Below are 20,825 nucleotides of genomic sequence, written 5' to 3'. Positions count from 1 at the left end.
GTTCAACGCGCCGGTGGTGGGCCGCATGGGCGTGACCGCCCGTTACGACCTGCTGGCCGACAGCAAGAACGGCGGCGGCGGTGGCGGCGTGGCGCTCAACGGCAACGGTATGGACCCGTACAACGGCTTTGGTATTGGTGCGGACTGCCTGGCAAATTCGGAAGCCAACGGCGGCCTGGGCTTCCAGTGCAAGGGTGCGGTACGTCAGGACGTAGCGCTGGACCTGTTGTTCTATCCGACGCAGCAGATCACGGTGAAGGTCGAATACCGCCACGACTGGGCGTCGCAGAATGTGTTCCTGCGTAACGACGGCTCGTACAGCAAAAGCAACGACTTGCTGGGAGCGCAGTTCATCTATTCGTTCTAGGAAGGCGACTTCGGCTTTTCAGGGTCGCACATACTGAGTCTTGATCAACCCTTCCGCGAACGAAGCAAACTTCTGCACCACCATACGCGGCTTCATCGTGCGCGATTGCGCAATACCCAGCGTGGTCGCCACGACTTTCTCCTTGAACCGCTTCACCACGAAATCCTCGCCATCGACGGTTTGCGTCGATTTAAGCGGAAAATTCAGAATGCTGTAACCCAGCCCATTCGCCACCATCCCCCGCACTACCTCCGGTTGCGAAGAACGAAACACGGGAACAGGCCGCTGGCCAATCGCATCGAAGAGCGAGGAAAAATACTCGCGGCTATGCGGTAAATCGAGCATCACATACGGCTCGTCCACGAGGCTTGCAAGCGACACCGCACGATGCTGCGCAAGAGGATGCTTGCTCGGCAGGATCACATAAGGCGGCAGCCGCACCAATGGGCGAAAGTCGATTTCATCGGTGAGATCGATATCGTAAGTGAGCGCAATATCGAGCGAACCGTCGTGCAAGCCTTTGAACAGATCGTCCTGATGCCCTTCAGTCGTTTTAAAAGCAATCCCTGCATGGTCGGCAAGAAAACGGCTGATAAGCCCCGACAATAAAGGCGGCGCCAGCGAAACAAGGCATCCCAGCGCAATCGTCCCGGTCATACCCGTGTCGAGCCCACGCGCGACCGATTGCAACTCTTCTGCGTTCTTTAAAAGATCGCGCGTCTTGCCGAGCAATTCGCGCCCCGCCTGCGTCAGCGACAGACCGGCGGCATGATGGCGAATGAACAGTTGAATGCCGAATGCGTCTTCGAGTTCGGAGATCGCACTGGAAATGGAAGGCTGCGAGATATGCATCAGCCGCGCTGCAGAGGTGAACGACAGCGTTTCCGCCGCCGTCACGAAGTAGCGCAGCTGGCGCAGGGAAAAATTGAGTCGGGAGCTTTCCATATCACGCGAGTGAGGGCGAACAAATGGCGATGACGATGTGGTATCACGCCAGAATTCCGCGTGCAGGGCAAGTCATGGAAACGACACTTGCCCCGCACGCTGAAAAGCCCCTCTGCTCGCTTAATGGACCGCGCTCGCTCCTGCCTGTGGCGCGTGCGAGGTCTCCATCGCCGTGTGATCCGAATCGGCGTTGCGTGGCGCGTCGCCCGTATTGGCAATCCAGCCGCCACCCAGGTACTGGTACAGATCGACCAGATTCGTGAGCCGGTCGAGATTCGCGGTAATGAGCGACTGCTGCGCCGAATACAGATCGGACTGTGCGGTCAGCACCGAAAGATAGCTGTCCACGCCGTTGCGATAGCGCAGGTCGGACAACGTATAGCGGCGCTGCTGGCTATCGGTGTATGCGCGCAGATCATTGATCTGCGTGTCATAGGTGCCGCGTGCCGCCAGGCCGTCCGCCACTTCGCGGAAGGCCGTCTGGATAGCCTTTTCGTACGAGGCCACGTCCTCGTCCTTTTCGAGCTTCGCCACGTCCAGGCTCGCCTTGTTCGCTCCGCCCTCGAAGATCGGCATCGTGATCGTCGGGCCGAAGTCCCACGCGAGTTGTCCTGGCTTGAAGAGCGATCCCAGGCTCGCGCTGGCATAGCCAAACTGGCCCGTCAGGCTGATGCTCGGGAAGAACGCCGCGCGCGCCGCGCCAATATTGGCGTTGGCGGCCTTGAGCGTTTCCTCGGCTTCGAGAATGTCGGGGCGGCGCGTGAGCAGTTCGCTCGGCAGGTTCGCCGGGATATCGGCGAGCAGGTCCTGCGAATCGAGCGGCAAGCCTGCAGGCAGATCGGCAGGCAACGGCGCGCCGACCAGCAGCACCAGCGCGTTTTCCGCCTGTGCGCGCAGACGCAACTGGCTCTCGTAGTTCGCATGCGCCTGCTGCATGGTGCCGGCGGCTTCGCGCAGATCGAGCTCGGAACCCGTACCCGTGTCGTATTCGACCTTGGTCAGTTCATACGACTTCTGCGCCGAATCGAGCGTCGCCTTCGTGACCTTGAGCGAGTCGTCGTAAGCGATCATCGTCAGGTACTGGTCGGCGACTTCGGAGACCAGGGTGATCTCCGCCGCCTTGCGTGCTTCAGCCGTCGACAGGTACGTGTGCAGCGCCTGATTCGAAAGGCTGCGCACCTTGCCGAAGAAGTCCAGTTCCCACGATGCGCCCGCTGCGGCCTGATAGTCGCTCGACACGGTTGCGCGGCCCACTTCCGAAAGATCGGCGGGCGTGCGCGTGCGTGTTCCGGTGCCGGTCACATCGAGCGTCGGCAGCAGGTTGGCGCGTTCGATGCGGTACTGCGCACGCGCCTGTGCCACCTTGAGCACGGAGACGCGCAGATCGCGGTTGTTTTGCAGCGCAAGCTCGATGATCTTTTGCAGGCGCGGGTCCTTGAAGAAGTCGCGCCAGCCGATATCGGCCGCCGCAAGCCCCTTCGCGCTGTGCGCACCGTCCGTGGGCTGGCTGTCGTACGCCGGCCCGGTCGGATACGCAGACGATACCGGCGCGGCCGGTTGCGTGTAATGCGGCTCCAGCGTGCAGGCGGAAGTCAGGCAGACCACCGCCGCAGCCACTACGCTCAGCGTGAGCTTATTCATGGCCGTTCTCCTGCACGTGCGCCGCTTCGGCGTCGGCAGGCTTCTTGCTGCCGAATTTCGATCGAATGACCACATAGAACATCGGAATCATGAAAATGGCGAGGAAGGTGGCGGTGAACATGCCGCCGATCACGCCAGTGCCGATTGCATGCTGGCTAGCCGAACCGGCGCCATTGCTGATCGCCAGCGGCAGCACGCCGAGCACGAAGGCCATCGACGTCATCAGGATCGGGCGCAGTCGCAGGCGCGCCGCTTCAAGCGCCGCGGCAACGGCGGTCATGCCGTGCTGCTCCTGCAATTCGCGCGCGAATTCCACGATCAGAATCGCGTTTTTCGCCGACAGACCCACGGTCGTGAGCAGACCCACCTGGAAGAACACGTCGTTTTCGAGGCCGCGCAACGTCACGGCAAGCAGCGCGCCGATCACACCCAGCGGCACCACCAGAATCACCGAGAACGGAATCGACCAGCTTTCATAGAGCGCCGCAAGACACAGGAACACCACGAGGATCGAGATGGCGTAGAGCAACGGCGCCTGGCTACCCGACTGGATTTCCTGGAACGAGAGGCCCGTCCACGAATAGCCAATGCCGGCCGGCAGTTTCGAAGCAATCTGCTCCATCGCGTTCATCGCCTGGCCGGTGGACTTGCCCGTTGCGGCCTGCCCCTGGATTTCCAGCGACGAGATGCCGTTGTAACGTTCGAGCTTCGGCGAGCCGAAAGTCCACTTGCCCTTCGCGAAGGCGTCGAACGGCACCATCGTGCCCGACGAGCCACGCACGTACCAGCGGCCCAGATCGTCCGGATTCATGCGGTACGGCGCATCGGCCTGCACATAGACGCGCTTGATCCGGCCATCCGTGTCGAGGAAGTTGTTGATGTACTTCGAACCCCACGCAATCGAGAACGTGTCGTCGATATCGGAAGCCGCCACGCCCATCGATTCAGCCTTTTCGCGGTCGATATCGACCTTGTATTGCGGCGTGTCGTTCAGGCCGTTCGGACGCACGAGGGCCAGCGACGGATCCTTCGCAGCCATCGCGAGCAACTGGTTACGCGCGGCCATCAGTTTGTCGTGGCCAAGCGAGGCGTTGTCGGTCAGTTCGAAGTCGAAGCCCGAGGCCGTGCCCAGTTCGGGAATCGAAGGCGGATTGATCGGAATGACCATCGCGTCCTTGTCGTTGGCGAAGTGCTTGAACACGCGGCCAACGAGCGCCTGGACCTTTTCGTCCGCATTACGGCGCTTCGAGAAGTCCTTCATCTGCACGAACACCATGCCCGAGTTCTGGCCACGGCCCGCGAAGTTAAAGCCGTTCACCGTAAAGACGGATTCGACGATGTTCTTCTCGTCCGTGAGCAGATAGTCGGTCACCGCCTTGAGCGAGCGCGCCGTGGTTTCCTGGGTCGAGCCCGCGGGCGTCTGCACCTGCACGAACATCGTGCCCTGATCCTCTTCGGGCAGGAACGACTTCGGCAGACGCACGAACAGGAAGCCCACGCCGACCACCACCGCCAGATAGATCACAAACCAGCGGCCAGAACGGCGGATAACGTGTTGCACGCCGCCGTGATACTTGTCGCGGCCCTTGTCAAACGTGCGGTTGAACCAGCCGAAGAAGCCCTTCTTTTCTTCGTGGTGGCCCTGCGGGATCGGCTTGAGGATGGTCGCGCACAGCGCCGGCGTCAGAATCAGCGCGACGAGCACGGACAGCACCATCGCCGCCACGATCGTCAGCGAGAACTGACGATAGATGGCGCCGACGGAACCGCCCGAAAACGCCACCGGCACGAACACCGCCGAGAGCACCAGCGCCACGCCCACCAGTGCGCCGGTGATCTGCCCCATGGCCTTGCGCGTCGCTTCCTTCGGTGGCAAACCTTCTTCCACCATCACGCGCTCGACGTTTTCCACCACCACAATCGCGTCGTCCACCAGCAGGCCGATAGCCAGCACCAGGCCGAACATGGAAAGCGTGTTGATCGAGAAGCCCACCGCGCTCATGATCGCGAACGTACCCAGCAGCACCACCGGCACCGCGATCGTCGGGATCAGCGTCGCACGCAGGTTCTGCAGGAACAGATACATCACGAGGAACACCAGCACGATGCCTTCCAGCAGCGTCTTGACCACTTCCTCGATCGACAGGCGCACGAACGGCGTGGTGTCGTACGGATACTTCACGACGAGACCATGCGGGAAGTTCTTCGACAGTTCCGCGAGCTTGGCCTGCACCAGCTTTTCGGTCTGCAGCGCGTTGGCGCCGGTCGCGAGCTGGATGCCGAAGCCGGCTGCGGGAGCGCCGTCGTACTTGGTATCGAAGTTATAGTTTTCGCCGCCCAGTTCGATGCGCGATACGTCCTTAAGGCGCACCTGCGAGCCGTCCTGGTTCACCTTCAGCAGCACATTGCCAAATTCTTCCGGCGTCCGAAGGAACGAGGCCTCGGTGATGGTCGCCTGCATCGCCTGGCCCTTCACCGCTGGCGTGCCGCCGATCGAACCGGCCGCCACCTGGACGTTCTGGTTCGTGATCGCCGTTTCGACATCGACTGGCGTGAGCGAATACTTATTGAGCTTGTCAGCGTCCAGCCACACGCGCATCGAGAACTGCGTGCCGAACAGCGTGACCGTGCCAACGCCGTCGACGCGGCTCAGCGGATCTTCGATATGCGAAGCCACATAGTTCGCGAGATCGTAGCGGTCCATGCTGCCGTCGGCGGACACGAAGGCCATCACCATCAGGAAGCTGCTGCTGGATTTTGTGACCTTGATACCAGCCTGCTGCACCACGGTCGGCAGCACCGGCGTGGCGAGTTGCAGCTTGTTCTGCACCTGCACCTGCGCGATGTCGGGATTGGTACCCGCCGCGAAGGTCAGCGTGATCGTGGCCGAGCCGGAATCGTCGGACGTCGACGACATATACAGCAGATGGTCGAGGCCGCTCATCTGCTGCTCGATCACCTGCGTCACGGTGTCTTCGACGGTCTTGGCCGAAGCGCCCGAGTAGCTCGCGCTGATCTGGATGGAAGGCGGCGCGATCGTCGGATACTGCGCCACCGGCAAGTTAAAGATGGATGCCAACCCCGCCATCATCAGGATGATCGCAATCACCCAGGCGAAGATTGGCCTGTCTATGAAAAATCGAGCCATTTATTGCAACCTCACACTGCGCCAGCGGACGCGGCCACGGCAGCCGAAGCCGTTGCGGGCGCAACGGCCGAGGTCGGCGTGACGCCCTTGTCGACGGCATTCACGGTTTCGCCCGGCTGTACCTTCATGCCACCGGCGATCACGACGCGATCGCCCGCCACAAGGCCCTTTTCGATAATCCAGTTATCGTTGGTCACGCCGCCCGTGGTGAGCTGGCGCGCTTCGATCTTGTTCTGCGCATTGACGACGAGCGCCGTCGGGTTACCCTTCTGGTCGTGCGCGACGGCGGCTTCGGGCACCAGTACGGCCTGCTCGTTGTAGCCTTCGTTGATACGCGCGCGCACATACATGCCCGGCAGCAACACGTTCTGCGGATTGTCGAAAGTGGCGCGCACGGTAACCGAACCCGTGGTCTGATCGACGGTCACGTCGGAGAATTCGAGGTGGCCGTCGCCCTGATACGGCTGGCCGTCTTCCAGAATCAGCTGCACCTTGGCGGCATGCGGGCCGGTCAGCGTGACCTTGCCTTCGGCGGCGGCGCGGCGCAGCTTCAGACCATCGACGCTCGATTGCGTGAGGTCCACATAAACGGGATCGAGCTGCTGCACGGTAGCCAGTTCCGTTGCGCCGCTCGACTGCACATAGGCGCCCGGCGTCACCGACGATTTGCCGATGCGCCCCGAGATCGGCGAATAGACGTTCGTGTAGCTGAGATTGATCTTCGCGGTCTCGACGCTTGCGGCGTCGGCTTCCACGTCGGCCTGCGCCTCACCGGCGGAAGCCACGGCGTTGTCGTAGTCCTGCTTGCTGACCGCGTTGGCGGCGACGAGCACCTTGTAACGATCGGCCTGCGCCTGCGCGGCGATCAGCGTCGCACGCGCCTTGGCGAGTGCGCCCTTTGCGCTATCGAGCGAGGCGATATAAGGCGCGGGGTCGATCTGATAAAGCAGTTGGCCAGCCTTCACCTGGCTGCCTTCGACGAAGCTGCGCTTGAGCACGATGCCCGTTGCACGCGCCTGCACCTCGGCGACGAGATGCGCGCTCACGCGGCCCGGCAATTCGACCGAAACAGGGACGGCGGTGGTTTGCACGCGCATCACGTTGACTTCAGGCGTGACGGCGGCGGTGGTTTGCGGTTTGTCCGAACAGGCTCCAAGGCCGATGGCGGCGCACACGAGTGCGACGGCGCTGAGTATGGGCGTTCCCGGGGTGATGGCGTGAATTCCTGAATGTCTTGTCATATTCGCTTGAGGCACGGCGGACCTGCGGCCCGACTGGCTTACCAATTCCTTAAACATTGCTTCACGCGAAATGTATCTGGCCACGCAATGCGCCGGGTTACGACGCAAATGCTCCGTAAGATTCACTAAGCAAACGCATAAGACGCGCAGGTAAGATTGGCCGGACTTGATGCCCAACGTGCGCCCACGCCTTGCCGGTGGGGCTGTACAACGGGGTCGGATGTTGTTCGTGTGCGCGATGCGTACGCGACATGTAGAGAATTCGAAGGGCTGTTGAAGAGCTGTTTTAAGGGCTGTCTGATATGAGAAGGACGAGAGAGCAGTCGCTTGCGTTGCGCAAAACGCTGCTTGAATGCGCGGAGCAGATTTTCGCGCGCAAGGGGTTCGCGCAAACCACGCTCGACGAAATCGCCGCTAAAGCGGGGGTCACGCGCGGCGCGATCTACGTACATTTCAAGAGCAAGGCCGATGTGTTCGAAGCGCTGTTCGAGCGGCCCGATCTTTCGCTAGCGCCCTTCGATTTGTCAGTACGCCCCGCCAGCATGCGGCCGATGGCGTGGCTCGCGCAGGAATTGCGCGGCAAGCTCAAACGGATGCTGGGCAACCGCTCGGCGCGACGTCTCTATGGCATCGCGCTCGCCGACGCGGAATCGGTGCGTCGCAATGCCGCGCTGGCCAGGCGCATGGAATCGGCTGTAGCCAGCGCCGAAACGAAAATCGCCGATGTGCTCGACGATGCCGCGCAAAGCGGTGAAATCGACATCGCGCTCGATACCCAGGCATCGGCGCGTTTCATTTACGCGGCGCTCACGGGATTCTTTTGCCGCCAGCTTGCGGGCGGCCAGCCGGGCGCGGACGATCTGCTAGTCGCGCGCGTCGTGGAAACGGTGTTGTGCTGCGTACAACTCAGCACTCCCGATCATATTTCCCCGCAGCCAGTGCGCCGCACCGACGCCACCGCTCAAACCGCCTTGCGCGGATAAGGAAAGCTCATCGTCACGACGAGGCCGCCTTGTGCGGCATTCGTCACGTCCATCGATCCGTCGTGATGGCGCACGAGCCTGCGCACGATCGCCAGCCCCAGCCCGCAATGGGCTTCGCCGCTGCGCGCCGCATCGAGACGCACGAAAGGCCGTTGCACACGATGCAGATCGTCTTCCGGCACGCCCGCGCCGTGATCGCGCACCCGCAGCACATAGCGGCCCTCTTCTTTCGAAGTCGATAATTCCACCGGCGGCTCGCCATAGGTCAGCGCGTTTTCGATCAGGTTCGACAGGATGCGGTCGAGATCAACAGCGGGCAACTTGAAGCCCTCGCCCGCGCGAAGGTCGAGCTTGACGAGCGCATCTTCGTCCTGCTGCGCGCCATAGTCGCGGCGGCAATGCTCATCCACGCCGACAAAAGCCGAATGATTGACGCTCTCGCGCGCGAAATCCAGGAACTGCGTGACGATGCGCGACATCGATTCGGTCTCGCGCAGCAAGGCGGCGCGGTCTGCATCGGTGGTGAGCAGATCGGCGCGTAGCTGCATACGCGTAATGGGCGTGCGTAGATCGTGCGCGATGCCCGCGAGCATGACCGCGCGCTCGCGCTCCGCTTCGGCGAGTTCGCTCACCATGTCGTTGAAATCGCCCGCGAGTTCGCGCAATTCGCGCGGCCCGGCTTCGTCCACACGATGCACGCCACGGCCAATGCGGTATTCGCGCGCGGCGCGGGCAAGCGCGCGCACGGGGCGCTGCACCTGCCACGCGAAGATCACCGCCACCACGATCGCTCCAATCAGCGTGAACGCGGAAAAGCCCATGAAATGGCTGAGCGGCGGCATGAAGCCCGGCATCACAATCCAGTACGACGCGTTCTGTTTGCGCACCCACACGTCGCTGCTCTCGGGTTCGACCACGACGTGGCTGCCGACCCCAAGTCGCGGCCGCAGCGTTTCCTCCAGCGGACCAAACGTGTCCGCGCAGGGCGCGGGACAACCCGCTGCCACTGCCCGCTCCACGCCGACGTAACGGATGCCCAGGGTATCGGCCACCTGATCGGCTAGTACGGGGTCGCGTTCGCGTACCTCGGCGGCCACCATCATATTGTTGATCGAGCGCTGCGCATCGATCTTCGCGCGCTCCTGATCGATCAGCAGCAGCGCCATGAAATGCACCGCGACGATCAGGCCGATCGTCATCAGCGAAAGCCGGATGAACAGCGTGTCAAAGGTCCGCTTTATCGTCATCTTCATCGGCGTCTTCATCCGGAACGAACATATAGCCGACGCCGCGCATCGTCTGCAGGCGGCGCGGATTCGACGGATCGACTTCGATCAGACGGCGCAGCCGCCAGACCGGCACGTCGATGCCGCGCTCGGTCACCTCGGCCCCCGGCCCATGCAGCAGATCGAGCAGGCGCGAGCGCGAGAGTGTTTCCATCGGATGCAGGGCGAACACTTCGAGCATCGCGTATTCGCTGCCGGTGAGCTTGATCGGTTCGCCGTCGCGCAGCAGCGTGCGCGTGGCAAAGTTCAGCTCGAACGGGCCAAAGCGGCACGGCGCGCGGCGCTCGACGGGCGCGCCGCGATCGGGGTCGCCCTGGCGGCGCAGCACGGCGCGAATGCGCGCGAGCAGTTCCTGCGGCATGAAGGGCTTGCCCAGATAATCGTCGGCGCCCAGTTCGAGGCCGACCACGCGATCGGTGCCGTCGGCGCGGGCCGTCAGCATGATCACGGGAATGCGGTCGCCGCGACCGCGCAGCTCTTTGAGCGCGGTGAGGCCATCGATGCCCGGCATCATCACGTCCAGAACGATGACCGAGGGCCGTTCGCGTTCGAGACGGCGTTCGAGCTGCATTGCGTCATGCAGCACGGAAAATTCGATATTGCGTTGCTGGAAGAAGACGCGCAGGAGATCGCGCAGCGCTTCGTCGTCGTCGACCAGCAGGACTTGGAACTCAGGATCGGACATCGGGTGCGCCTCCAGGGACGGCAAGGCAACGGTCAACGTGCCGGCATACGGGTAGTTGCTGCAAAGTCAAGGGCAAGGCGGGTGAATCGCAAAGGTCAACAGGTTTGGATCATGTCACGGCGCCTATTTTGCCCTGGCGGCGCGTGGCACGACGCAACTCACGCCGGGACTCACGACAAAGCGAGCCGCTGTGCCGAAAAGCGTAGCCCGTCGAAAAGACGTTCCGCCACACGCTGGGGAAAGCCCTCAGGCAAACTCGCGCCAACGGTTTCGATCACCGCCGGCGTGCGCTCGACGAGGCGTTCGATGATCGGTGCGGCATCGGGCCCGTAGTGGCACAACTGCGCGGTGGCGTCGAAATGGGTGCGCTTCACGTCGCGCATGCGGTAATGACGGCTTTTGCCCCAAACCGCCATGGCCAGCGTGGCCTTGTGCCACGACCATTGATTGCCGCCGTCGCCCTCCACGGGCCAGATCGACATGACGTCGTAGAGCGGCGCGAGCTGAAAGCGCCCGCCCGGCAGCAGACGCAAGCTGAAATTCTTTGCGTGGCCGTCGGGCGCGGCCAGCATCCAGAAGGCGATCTGCGCGGAGAGAAACGTTTCGATGTCCTCGCGCGCCGCTTGCGACTGGCGTAACAGATCTGCGATCTCGCGCACGCCGGGACCGCCCTGCGCTTCGTACTTGAGGTGCGGCGCGACGCCCAGCGCCTGGCAAAAATCCTCCTGCGGCAAACGCAATAGCGCCCCGCTACGCGAGACCGCGCGGTCGAAGCGTTCAACGGCCAGCACCTTCTGCGCGCCGAACGTCACAATGTTCGCCGTCGAAACCGGCAGCCCATACGCCTTGAGCACAGCCAGACAAAGCCACTCGTTTTCGACTGAGGTATTGAAGTCCACCTTGCGATGGCCAATGAAACCGAGCGGCAGCTTGAGAATGTGCGTGGTGGGCGTCGCGCCGTGCGGCAGCAGCCAGCGGCCGCCGTGATGGAGCAGCGCGGTTTTTTCCTGCGCGCCGGCCAGCGAAATGCGCAGTTCTTCCTCGGCGTCGCCCGTGCCTGGCTGCACCGCGCCCGAGGTCTCCAGCAACAGCCGTTCGATTGCGGCGTCGTCCAGCGGCGTACCGTCGATGCGTGCGAGCGGCGCGGGCGTTTCGTGCTCGTCGAGCAGTTGCACCGCGCCCACGCAGTCGCGCCCGATCGCCTTGAGCAGATCGAAGGCGTCGATGGAATCGGTGCGAAAACGCGTGGCGATGCGCCGGCGGATCACCGTGCTGTCCGGCAGCAGATTGTCGAAGTAGTGATAGACGCGCGTGCCGCGCAGCGGCCGCTCGCCCACACCGAACGGCAGCGAAAGCGACAGCGGCCGGCCCGCCTCCGACGTCTTCCAGGCGGCGTCGTAGCGAAGCTCGGCCTCGCCCGATCCCGTCAGCGTCCAGGCGCCGACGCGCTCGCCATTAGCCCAGATCGACAGGGTGCGCGAATGTGATTTGCGGCCCATCGGCTACCACTCCGGCCCGTCCTCACGCAGTTCGTACTCGGGAGCGGAGTCGCCGCGCTGCTGCACGCAGAATTCCAGCTCGTAGAGTGCGAACAGCGCGAGCATCTGTTCGAGGGAGATGCTGGCCGTGCCGGTGGTTTCCAGCGCGGACAGGCGCGGCTGGCCGATGCCCAGCGTGGCCGCCGCCTGCGTCTGGGTCAGGCCGCGCTGTTTTCTCGCCGATTGCAGGATCTCGGCAAGCCCGGCGGGCGTGTGGACGATGATCTTCATGCGATATTCCTGTAAGGCATAAAACGATTATATGCCTGTAAGCGATATTGACGCAATATCACTCACAAGCATAAACAGGAAATATCGCTGATAGCAATAAATAGATCAGACCGAAGCCGCCGCCTCCTGACGCACGGGCTGACGAAACGACGCTCCCGCATGCCGTTGCGGCAACGTGTCGCCAGCGCCAAACAGTTTCTGGCGCAGCGTGCCCTCCTCGTACGACGTCTTGTAGATGCCGCGATTCTGCAACTCAGGCACGATCAGATCGACGAAATCCTCGTAGCTTTCGGGCACCACGGTACGGCTCAGGTTGAAACCGTCCACATCCGCCTCGTCGACCCAGGCCTGCAGCTCGTCCGCGACCTGCGCCGGGGTGCCGACGATGGCCGGATAGCGCCCGCCCAGCTCGAACATCTCCAGCAGCGCGCGACGCGTCCAGCCGTGCTGCTTCGCCGTACGCGTGGCCGATTCGATGGCGTTGCCGGGTGTGTAATCGACCGGCTCGTCCAGATCGTACTGCGCGTAATCGATGCCCGTGCTCGCCGCGAAATGCGCCAGCCCCGCTTCGCGGCTCACATAGCGCTGATAATCCGCGTACTTTTCGCGCGCCTCGCGCTCGGTCGCGCCCGTCACGACCGCCGCGCCGACGAACACCTTCACATCGTCCGGACGCCGTCCCGCGAGCACCAACTGCTCGCGTAGCGCGCGCACCGTCTCGCGCCCCACCGCGCGATTGGGCGGCGAAATGAACACGCATTCGGCGTGACGCGCGGCGAAACGCTGCCCGCGCCCCGAACTGCCTGCCTGGAACAGCACCGGCGTGCGCTGCGGCGACGGCTCGGCCAGATGGTAGCCATCCACGTTGTAATAGCGCCCGGCATGCTGCACGCGATGCACCTTCGCCGGGTCCGCATACACGCGCGCCGCCTTGTCGCGCAGCACGGCATCGGGCTCCCAGCTGCCTTCCCAGAGCTTGTAAAGCACGTCGAGGTATTCGTCGGCGCGCTCGTAACGCTCGTCGTGCGGCAACTGCTCCGCCACGCCCATGGCCCGCGCCGCGCTGTCGAGATAGCCAGTCACGATATTCCAGCCGATGCGCCCTTGCGTCAGATGATCGAGCGTGGAAAAGCGCCGCGCCAGCAGATACGGCGCCTCATAGCTCAGATTCACCGTCACGCCAAAGCCCAGATGTTGCGTGACCGCCGCCATGGCCGGCACGAGCAGCGTGGGATCGTTCACCGGCAACTGGATCGACTCGCGCAGCGTCACATCGACATTGCGCTGATAGACATCGTAGACGCCGACGATATCGGCCAGAAACAGCCCGTCGAACAGGCCGCGTTCGAGCGTGCGCGCGAGATCGGTCCAGTAAGCGATCTTGCGGTAATCCGCCGAACAATCGCGCGGATGGGTCCACAAGCCGTGATTGATATGGCCCACGCAATTCATGTTGAACGCGTTGAGCAGAACAGTTTTTTTGTTCGGTTTGTTCGGTTTGTTCGGTTTGTTCGGTTGCGGCATCACAAGGCTCCGTGGCGCGGCGGCAGCGCATCGTTCAGATAGAAGTTGCCGATCGCGTGATACTTCCAGCGTACCGGGTCGTGCAGCGTATGCGTGCGCGCATTGCGCCAGAAGCGGTCGAGCCCAAGACCGTCGAGCGTCGCCGCCGTCCCCGCGAGTTCGAACAGGCGCGAGCCGGCGTCGAGCGAGATCGTGGTGGTGAGCGCGCGCGCCTCGGCGACGGCGATCGACGCTTGCGCGACCGACTGCTCGTTGGGCGTGGCCTGCGCGGCATCGACGTAGCGCCCAGCGCGGCGCACCAGTGCTTCGGCGGCGGCGAGACGCGCGGCCAGATCGCCGAATTGCGCAATGGTGAGCGGATCGTCGGCGGCACGCTCCACCTTCGCGTCGATCCATGGACGCGAACGTTCGCGCACGAAACGCAACGCGGCGTCGAATGCGCCACGCGCCTGCCCCAGATCGATCGCCGCGTGAATGATCTGCGCGAGCGGGCCGATCGTGGTGGCGCGCTCGAACGAGCTCTGGAACGGCACGATCCATTCCGGCTCCACGCGCACGCCATCGAACTGCACGGAACCGCTGCCCGTCACGCGCTGGCCAAAGCCATCCCAGTCGTCCGTGATCGTCACGCCTGCGGCTGCGCGCGGCACGAACGCGAGATACGTCACGTCGCGCCCCGCTTCTTCGCTTACGACCAGCGTGGGAATCCAGTGCGCGTAGAGCGCGCCCGTACAATAGAATTTGCGCCCGTCGATACGCCAGCCCTGCGCGTCGCGCGAAAGCCGTGTGCGCCGCAGGAAATCCTTGTGGCCAATCTCGGCAAGTGCGTTGCCAAAGCGCTCACCCGCCAGCACGCGGCCGTAGAAAAAGCGCTGCTGCTCCTGGCTGCCGCCTACGCGCAGCACTTCGAGCGCATAGAAATGATTCTGCGGGATCTGCCCGAGCGAGCCGTCCGCCGCGGCGATAGTCGCCGTGACTTCGGCAAGCGTGCCGTTGCGCACCGCCGGACCGCCGAACTCGCGCGGCACCGTGATCGCCCACAAGCCACTTGTCACGAAGGCGTCGAGTTCGGTCCAGGGCAAACGGCGTTCGCGGTCGCGCAAAGCGGCCTCGGGCGCGAATTCGCTGGCCAGGCGCTGCGCAATCGCTATGGCCTGTTCATCGCTCTCAATACGAGCGGGGACTTGCGCAGGCGCCTGTGCAGGCGGCTCGTCGCGTTGCTCCAGCAGCGCGGATGAAATATCGACATTCATGCTTCTATTCCCAATCGAGTCTCGTTCAATTCCACGAATGCCGCGCCGGCAGCGCACCGTTCAAATGCCAGTTGCCGAGCAGATGCAGCTTCCAGCGCACGGGATCGTGCAGCGTATGCGTGCGCGCATTGCGCCAATGACGATCGAGGTTGTGCGCCGCGCGCGTCGCCGATGAGCCCGCCAGCTCGAAAAGTTTTTCACTCGCTTCAAGCGCGATGCGCGTGGTCAACACCTTCGCCTGCGCCACGGCCACCGAGGCGCGCGCACTGGCTTTCTCGCTCAGGCCGTTGCCAAAGGCGTCGAGCGCCAGCGCATCGAGCGTGCGCCCCGCGTCGAGCAGGACTTCGCGCGCCGCATGCAGATCGATCTGCAGACGCCCGATATCGGCAATGATGTAGGGATCGTCGGCGGCGCGCGCCACACCCGAATCCATCCAGGGGCGCGCGCGCTCGCGCACAAAGGCGATCGCATCGGCAACGGCCGCCTCGGCGATGCCTTGATCGATCGCGGCCTGGATGATTTGCGAAGTCGGCCCAAAGAGGCCGGGTTTGTCGGCAAGTTGCCAGAGCGGCAATACATCTTGCGGATCGATGGCGACGTTATCGAAACGCACCGTGCCGCTCGACGTAGTTCGCTGTCCGAATGAACTCCAGTCGTCGATGACGGTAAGACCCGGCGCATCGTACGGCACCCACACCTGCACGGCGCGGCCTTCGTCGTCGGTGGCGCGCGTGGGCACGCGGTGCGCGAACAAGGCGCCCGTCGAATAAAAACGCTCACCGCTCAGGCGCAAGCCGTCAGGTGTCGATGCAAGCCGCGTCGCGCCCTGCAGGATCGTGGGCGAAGCGGCCGAGCGACGCTCCGGACCGGCATTGCCGAAACGACGTCCCGCCAACGCCTCGCCGTAAAGGCGCGCTTTTTGCGAGGGCGATCCGCTTTCGCGCAACAAGCCCAGCACACCGAAATGATTTTGCGGAATCTGGCCGAAAGCAGGATCGGCTGCGCAGAGCAGCACGAACACTTCGGCGAGCGTGGCGTATGAGACGTCCGCACCGCCGTATTCGCGCGGCACGGTGATCGCGCCAAGTCCGCTTTCGGACCAACGTTCGAGTTCGTCCCACGGCAGCGCGCGCTCGCGGTCACGCTGCGAGGCGCCGGGCGCTGCGTTTTGCGCAAGCACGCGGGCCGCTTCGAGTGCTTCTGCATCGTTCGCGATGCGCCGCACGCGGTGCGGGTCGGGAAGCCGCGGCACACGCGCCGCGGCGTTGAAGGATTCACTAGTGCGCATGGCGATTCGTACTGTCCTGATTGGCGTTCCGCGCTTGTGACGCGGGTCCTGCCAATCATTTGAACAGTGCGAACTCCAATCCCCTACTAGTTTTTCTGCGATTGCATATGACGATATCGGCTATGCCCGCATACAGGCGGGGCATTCATCGGCATCGGCTTTCGCACGCGCGTGACGCGCGGCGGCGGCCTCGCCATAATCTTCGCCATCGATGTCATAACCGGACAGTTCCCAGCGAATCACCAGCAGCACGAGCAACGACGTGAGCGGCGCAATCGCGATCGCCGCCGCCAGCACCGGGAACAGAAACAGCGAAACCGTGGAAGCCGAACGCACCAGCGTCTGATTGAAACCCACGCCGATGCCACGCAACGAAGTCGGATAGCTGAGCGAGGCATAAACCATCGAGTGCGAACCCGGCCCGAAGCCCTGCCCGAACAGATAAGCGCCCAGTAGCAGAATGGCGAGCGCCACAAACACGCCGCCCGAAGGATGGCCGATCAGCGCGAGCCCCACCAGCGCAATGACTTGCAACGAATGACCGAGCACCGTCATCTTCCACGCGCCCACCGTGGGCGCGGTGCGCACGCCAATCAAACCGCCCACGAACGCGAACAGCAGATTGAGCAGCAGCGACGCCACGATGGTCGTGAGCGGCCCCTGCTTCAGGAAACTCGCGATGATGACCGGCAAGCCAAAGATAATCGCGTTATAGCCGAACGACGACGCCGCGCCGATAGTCGCCGCGAGAATCGTGCGGCGGCGATAGGTGGCATTGAACAGCACGCCGTAATTGCGCCAGCTCGCGCGCGGTACTTTAGCTGTGTGCGTCGCGGCATCGTCGGCGGGACGTTCGACCACGGCATCCACGCCCCATGAACGTTTGAGAATGCGCGCGGCTTCTTCCAGATCGCCCTGATTCGCGGCCCACACCGGCGATTCGCTGATATAGCGGCGGCGCACCAGAATGATGACGATCGCGGGCACCGCGCCAAAAGCGAGCGTCAGCCGCCAGAGCCAGTCCGTGTGATGCGCGGGCAGGATCGCATAGAGGCCAAGGATCAGCAGATAGCAGGTGCTCGTGGCCGCATACCAGGCGGGGCACCAGGCCGCGACGCTTGCCGCCTTGTTGCCGCGCCCCGCCACGCGTGAGAACTCGGCGAGAAATGCCATCGCCACCGGCAGATCTAACCCCACGCCAAAGCCCATCAGAAAGCGTGCGCCGCCCAGTACCCACGCGTTGGGCGCGAGGCCCGCGATAACGGCGGCCACGACGAAGAACAGCATGTCGGCCATGAAGACGCGATAGCGCCCGATGCGGTCGGTCAGATAGCCGCCGAACAGCGCGCCCAGAATCGCACCGAATGTGATTGCGGCCGAAACCAGGCCAACCTGAGCCGTCGAAAGCGCGAACTGGCGCGCGATGTCCTTCACGCCATAGGCCAGAGAAGTGAGATCGTAGGCATCGAGAAACACGCCGCCCAGCGCAATAGCGATCACGGCGCGCGTGCGTGTCCCCTGCGCTGGGCCGGCGTTGACCAGACGCGTGACGTCTTCGGCGCTGCGAATGACGGTGTGTGCCGCGGTATCCGCGCTGGCAGCAGCGCGTGCGCCGAACCCGGAGTCATGAGAAGGAACAGCGATAGTCGACATGAGCGAAACCCATCCAGATAGCATCCGCTGCATCGTAGACAGGGCTTCGCACACGGCAAAGCGACGTTTTCACATATGCTTTGCGCGAATCGCGGATACCGGGGTGAATGCGCAGAGCCCTTGTACATAGGCGCTTTGCACGCTGGATAAAGTGCTTATGACGATCCGTGCGATAAACAACGTGCGCGAAATTATTTGGCGGCGGCGCGCTCGCGCCCTAGCATCGCCCCATCTTTCACCACGTCACGGTCACACTTCCATGAACAAGAACAAGAGAACACTGCTGGCATCGGGGCTGGCCTCCATCGCGCTGATCGCCGGCGCCGCGTTGGTGCCATTCGGCCAGTCGGCCGCAGCGGCGCAACATACGGTGCGCGTGGGCATCATGTCGGGCGAAGACGAGGACGTGTGGCGCGTGGTTGCCGCCAACGCCGCGCAGCATGGTATCGACGTCAAGGTGACGACGTTCTCCGACTACACGCAGCCCAACGAAGCACTCGCGCAACACGACCTGGACGCCAATTCGTTCCAGCACAAGCCGTATCTGGATGCGCAGATCGCCGCGCGCCACTATGCCATCGTGCCGGTTGGCTTTACCTATGTGCAGCCGATCGGCCTTTATTCGCGCAAGCATACCTCGGTCGCCGCGCTGCCGACGGGCGCGACCATCGGCGTGCCGAACGATCCGAGCAACGAAGGCCGCTCGCTGTTGCTGCTGCAATCGTATGGGCTCATCAAGCTGCGTGATAACGTGGGCCTCCTGCCGACCTCGCGCGACATCGCAAGCAATCCGAAGCAACTCAAGATCAAGGAACTGGATGCAGGCATTGTCGGGCGTGCCATCGGCGATCTGGATGCGGCCGTGGTCAATACCGACTGGGCGGTCAAGGCCGGCATCCGCATCCCGCAGGAACGCATCGCGCAGGAGAAGGTGGACGGCAGCCCGTATCGCAACTTCATCGCCGTCAACGAGAAGGACGCCAACGCACCGTGGGTGCGCGATCTCGTCGCCAGCTACCAGCAGGCGAATGTCGCCGCGAAGATCAATGCCGTCTATCACGGCACGACCCTGCCCGCCTGGAGCGGCGCGCCGCAGCAATAAGCGCAGTACGCGAAAATCGCTACTGTAGTAACGTTCCTTTTCTCGTCAAACGGAAAAGGAACGTCGTCATGACCGCAAAGTCCGTGAAAATCCCCGGCCCCGACCATCCGATCACGATCGAGCCCACTGCGTCGCGCGTGGTCGTGAAGGTCGCGGGGAAAACTGTTGTCGATACGCGCCGCGCGCTAACGCTACGCGAGGCCAACTACCCGCCGGTGTTCTACGTGCCGCGCGAGGACGCCGACATGGCCTTGCTCGCGCGCACGGATCACAGCACCTACTGTCCCTATAAGGGTGACGCTTCCTATTACTCGATCACGCCGGGCGGCGAGCGCTCGATCAACGCGATCTGGACCTACGAAGCGCCGCACGGCGCCGTCGCGCAGATCAAAAATCATCTGGCGTTTTACCCAGACCGCGTCGATTCGATTGAAGAACTGCCCGGCTGAGTTTCCCGGCACCCGATATCAGCGCGAATCCTTCGCCGCCGGCACGCCGAGCAGCAGCGCCGCGCCGCTCACCGCGAGCAATGCGGCGAGCGCATAAAGCGCGTTATCCATGCTGCCCGTGTGTGTCTTGATGAGGCCGATTACCCACGGACTCACGATGCCGCTCGTGATGCCGATACTGCTGATCAGCGCAATCCCTCCCGCGGCCGATTTGCCCGAGAGATATGCCGCCGGCACGGCCCAGAAAATCGGCAGCGCGGCGAAAATCAGCACGGCTGCGATGGACAGAATCGCCATCATCGCGACAAAACTTGCGAGATGGAGCGTGAGCAACGCCAGCGCGATGCCGCCGCCGACCGTGCAGGCCGCGAAGTGCCAGCGACGCTCGGCGCGACGGTCGGATCGCCGCGCAATCAACATCAGCCCCACCGCGCCAATCGCATTCGGAATCACCGTGTAAAGGCTGATCGCCAGCACGTCATGCACGCCGAAGTCGCGGATCATCAGCGGCATCCAGAAGTTCAGCGTGAGCGACGCGCAGGTCAGCGAAAAATAGATGAACGCGAACAGATAGACACGCGGATTGCCCAGCGCCGCAAGGAACGCGCGCGACGTGTGCGCGCCGTGCTGGCTGTCGTGCACGGCATCGCCGTCACGCTGCGCGATCAGATGAGCTTTCTCGGCGTCGCTCAGCCAGCGTGCTTGCGCAGGGCCGTCCACGAGCTTGAATGCCGCCATCAGCCCGAGCAGCACGGCCGGCAACCCTTCGATCGCGAACATCCAGCGCCAGCCTTCGAGACCCATCGCGCCGTTCAGGTCGCGCATGATCCAGCCGGACACCAGGCCGCCCAACACGCCCGCCACGGCCACGCCGGCGAAGAAGATCGAGAACACCGCGGCGCGGCGACGCTGCGGGAACCAGTAGGTCAGGTAAAGCACGATGCCGGGAAAGAAGCCCGCCTCGAACACACCCAGCAAAAAACGCAGCGCGTAGAAATGCGCGGGGGCATGCACGAACATCATGCAGGTCGAGGCAATGCCCCAGAGCAGCATGATCCGCATGAAGGTGCGGCGCGCCCCGAAGCGCGCGAGGAGCAGATTGCTGGGCACTTCGCAGAGCACATAGCCCACGTAAAAGATGGCGGCGCCCAGGCCGTACATCGCGTCGCTGAAACCGAGATCGTGCTTCATCTGCAGTTGCGCGAAGCCGATATTGATGCGGTCGAGAAACGACACGACATAGCAGACGAACAGAAACGGTATGACGCGCCAGGCGACCTTGCGGTAGAGCAGGTCATCGCTGGCGAGCGACGCCGATGCGGAAGGTGTCGACAATGCGGCGACGCGTGGGGCGAACGCAGACTCGGACGCCTGGTCCGTGACGATCGATTGGGGCATGAGCCTGTCTCCAAACATGTGGTGGCGTCTGACGCGCCTTTGTGGCTGCGGTAGCCGTCGCCCGGGCGGACCTCGATGCTGCATCGCAGCATT

At 63.3% G+C, this 20,825-nt stretch carries 17 protein-coding genes; 4 read left to right on the top strand and 13 right to left on the bottom strand.

Annotation, left to right across the window (positions count from 1 at the left end; all coding sequences use genetic code 11):
• On the top strand, window positions 1–367 hold a 367-nt coding region (locus VG320_RS11605), incomplete at its 5' end, for a DUF3138 family protein (protein ID WP_327199616.1).
• An 18-nt stretch (window positions 368–385) separates the two neighbouring features.
• On the opposite strand, the gene VG320_RS11600 is transcribed toward VG320_RS11605, so the two are convergent.
• The 4 genes from VG320_RS11600 to VG320_RS11585 all read right to left on the bottom strand — a co-directional run bounded on the left by VG320_RS11600 (window position 386) and on the right by VG320_RS11585 (window position 7,342).
• Window positions 386–1,312 (bottom strand): LysR family transcriptional regulator, encoded by a 927-nt coding sequence (locus VG320_RS11600; protein WP_327200249.1) that lies wholly within the window; start codon window positions 1,310–1,312, stop codon window positions 386–388.
• Between the two features lie 120 nt (window positions 1,313–1,432).
• A complete protein-coding gene (locus tag VG320_RS11595; protein ID WP_327200248.1) occupies window positions 1,433–2,953 on the bottom strand; it encodes an efflux transporter outer membrane subunit in 1,521 nt (506 codons plus the stop codon).
• A complete protein-coding gene (locus VG320_RS11590; RefSeq protein ID WP_327200247.1) occupies window positions 2,946–6,101 on the bottom strand; it encodes an efflux RND transporter permease subunit in 3,156 nt (1,051 codons plus the stop codon). Before VG320_RS11590 ends, VG320_RS11595 begins: the two co-directional genes overlap by 8 nt.
• 11 nt (window positions 6,102–6,112) lie before the next feature.
• Window positions 6,113–7,342 (bottom strand): efflux RND transporter periplasmic adaptor subunit, encoded by a 1,230-nt coding sequence (locus VG320_RS11585; RefSeq protein WP_327200246.1) that lies wholly within the window; start codon window positions 7,340–7,342, stop codon window positions 6,113–6,115.
• Window positions 7,343–7,644: 302 nt separating this feature from the next.
• Here VG320_RS11585 and VG320_RS11580 point away from each other — a divergent pair, with 302 nt between their 5' ends.
• The gene (locus VG320_RS11580) at window positions 7,645–8,325 is read left to right on the top strand and encodes a TetR family transcriptional regulator (protein WP_327200245.1); all 681 of its coding nucleotides are present in this window, start codon (window positions 7,645–7,647) and stop codon (window positions 8,323–8,325) included.
• Here VG320_RS11580 and VG320_RS11575 read toward each other — a convergent pair.
• The 8 genes from VG320_RS11575 to VG320_RS11540 all read right to left on the bottom strand — a co-directional run bounded on the left by VG320_RS11575 (window position 8,304) and on the right by VG320_RS11540 (window position 17,783).
• On the bottom strand, window positions 8,304–9,578 hold the full coding sequence (locus VG320_RS11575) for an ATP-binding protein (RefSeq protein ID WP_414696022.1): 1,275 nt from the start codon (window positions 9,576–9,578) through the stop codon (window positions 8,304–8,306). The genes VG320_RS11580 and VG320_RS11575 overlap by 22 nt on opposite strands.
• The gene (locus VG320_RS11570) at window positions 9,550–10,296 is read right to left on the bottom strand and encodes a response regulator (protein WP_327200244.1); all 747 of its coding nucleotides are present in this window, start codon (window positions 10,294–10,296) and stop codon (window positions 9,550–9,552) included. Before VG320_RS11570 ends, VG320_RS11575 begins: the two co-directional genes overlap by 29 nt.
• Window positions 10,297–10,466: 170 nt before the next feature.
• On the bottom strand, window positions 10,467–11,795 hold the full coding sequence (locus VG320_RS11565; protein WP_327200243.1) for a type II toxin-antitoxin system HipA family toxin: 1,329 nt from the start codon (window positions 11,793–11,795) through the stop codon (window positions 10,467–10,469).
• A gap of 3 nt (window positions 11,796–11,798) precedes the next feature.
• The gene (locus tag VG320_RS11560; protein WP_327200242.1) at window positions 11,799–12,065 is read right to left on the bottom strand and encodes a helix-turn-helix transcriptional regulator; all 267 of its coding nucleotides are present in this window, start codon (window positions 12,063–12,065) and stop codon (window positions 11,799–11,801) included.
• 105 nt (window positions 12,066–12,170) lie between these two features.
• Entirely contained in the window at window positions 12,171–13,589 is a 1,419-nt protein-coding gene (locus VG320_RS11555) for an LLM class flavin-dependent oxidoreductase (RefSeq protein WP_327200241.1), read from the bottom strand.
• The gene (locus VG320_RS11550) at window positions 13,589–14,842 is read right to left on the bottom strand and encodes an SfnB family sulfur acquisition oxidoreductase (protein WP_327200240.1); all 1,254 of its coding nucleotides are present in this window, start codon (window positions 14,840–14,842) and stop codon (window positions 13,589–13,591) included. The genes VG320_RS11555 and VG320_RS11550 overlap by 1 nt, the downstream gene beginning before the upstream one ends.
• A 25-nt stretch (window positions 14,843–14,867) precedes the next feature.
• The gene (locus tag VG320_RS11545; protein WP_327200239.1) at window positions 14,868–16,130 is read right to left on the bottom strand and encodes an SfnB family sulfur acquisition oxidoreductase; all 1,263 of its coding nucleotides are present in this window, start codon (window positions 16,128–16,130) and stop codon (window positions 14,868–14,870) included.
• Between the two features lie 120 nt (window positions 16,131–16,250).
• Window positions 16,251–17,783 (bottom strand): MFS transporter, encoded by a 1,533-nt coding sequence (locus tag VG320_RS11540; RefSeq protein WP_327200238.1) that lies wholly within the window; start codon window positions 17,781–17,783, stop codon window positions 16,251–16,253.
• A gap of 259 nt (window positions 17,784–18,042) precedes the next feature.
• Between VG320_RS11540 and VG320_RS11535 the strand changes: the two genes are divergently transcribed.
• Window positions 18,043–18,885: a MetQ/NlpA family lipoprotein gene (locus tag VG320_RS11535; RefSeq protein ID WP_327200237.1), complete on the top strand. Its 843-nt coding sequence runs from the start codon at window positions 18,043–18,045 to the stop codon at window positions 18,883–18,885.
• Between the two features lie 68 nt (window positions 18,886–18,953).
• Window positions 18,954–19,334 (top strand): DUF427 domain-containing protein, encoded by a 381-nt coding sequence (locus VG320_RS11530; RefSeq protein ID WP_327200235.1) that lies wholly within the window; start codon window positions 18,954–18,956, stop codon window positions 19,332–19,334.
• An 18-nt stretch (window positions 19,335–19,352) separates the two neighbouring features.
• On the opposite strand, the gene VG320_RS11525 is transcribed toward VG320_RS11530, so the two are convergent.
• Window positions 19,353–20,732 carry an MFS transporter gene (locus tag VG320_RS11525; protein WP_327200234.1) on the bottom strand — a complete coding sequence of 460 codons (1,380 nt, stop codon included), beginning with the start codon at window positions 20,730–20,732 and terminating at the stop codon, window positions 19,353–19,355.
• Window positions 20,733–20,825 lie beyond the last annotated feature (93 nt).

This window comes from Paraburkholderia sp. (assembly GCF_035948235.1).
GTDB lineage: Bacteria > Pseudomonadota > Gammaproteobacteria > Burkholderiales > Burkholderiaceae > Paraburkholderia.
The sequence above is the reverse complement of the archived record's forward strand: the minus strand, read 5'-3'. Positions and strand labels throughout refer to the sequence as shown.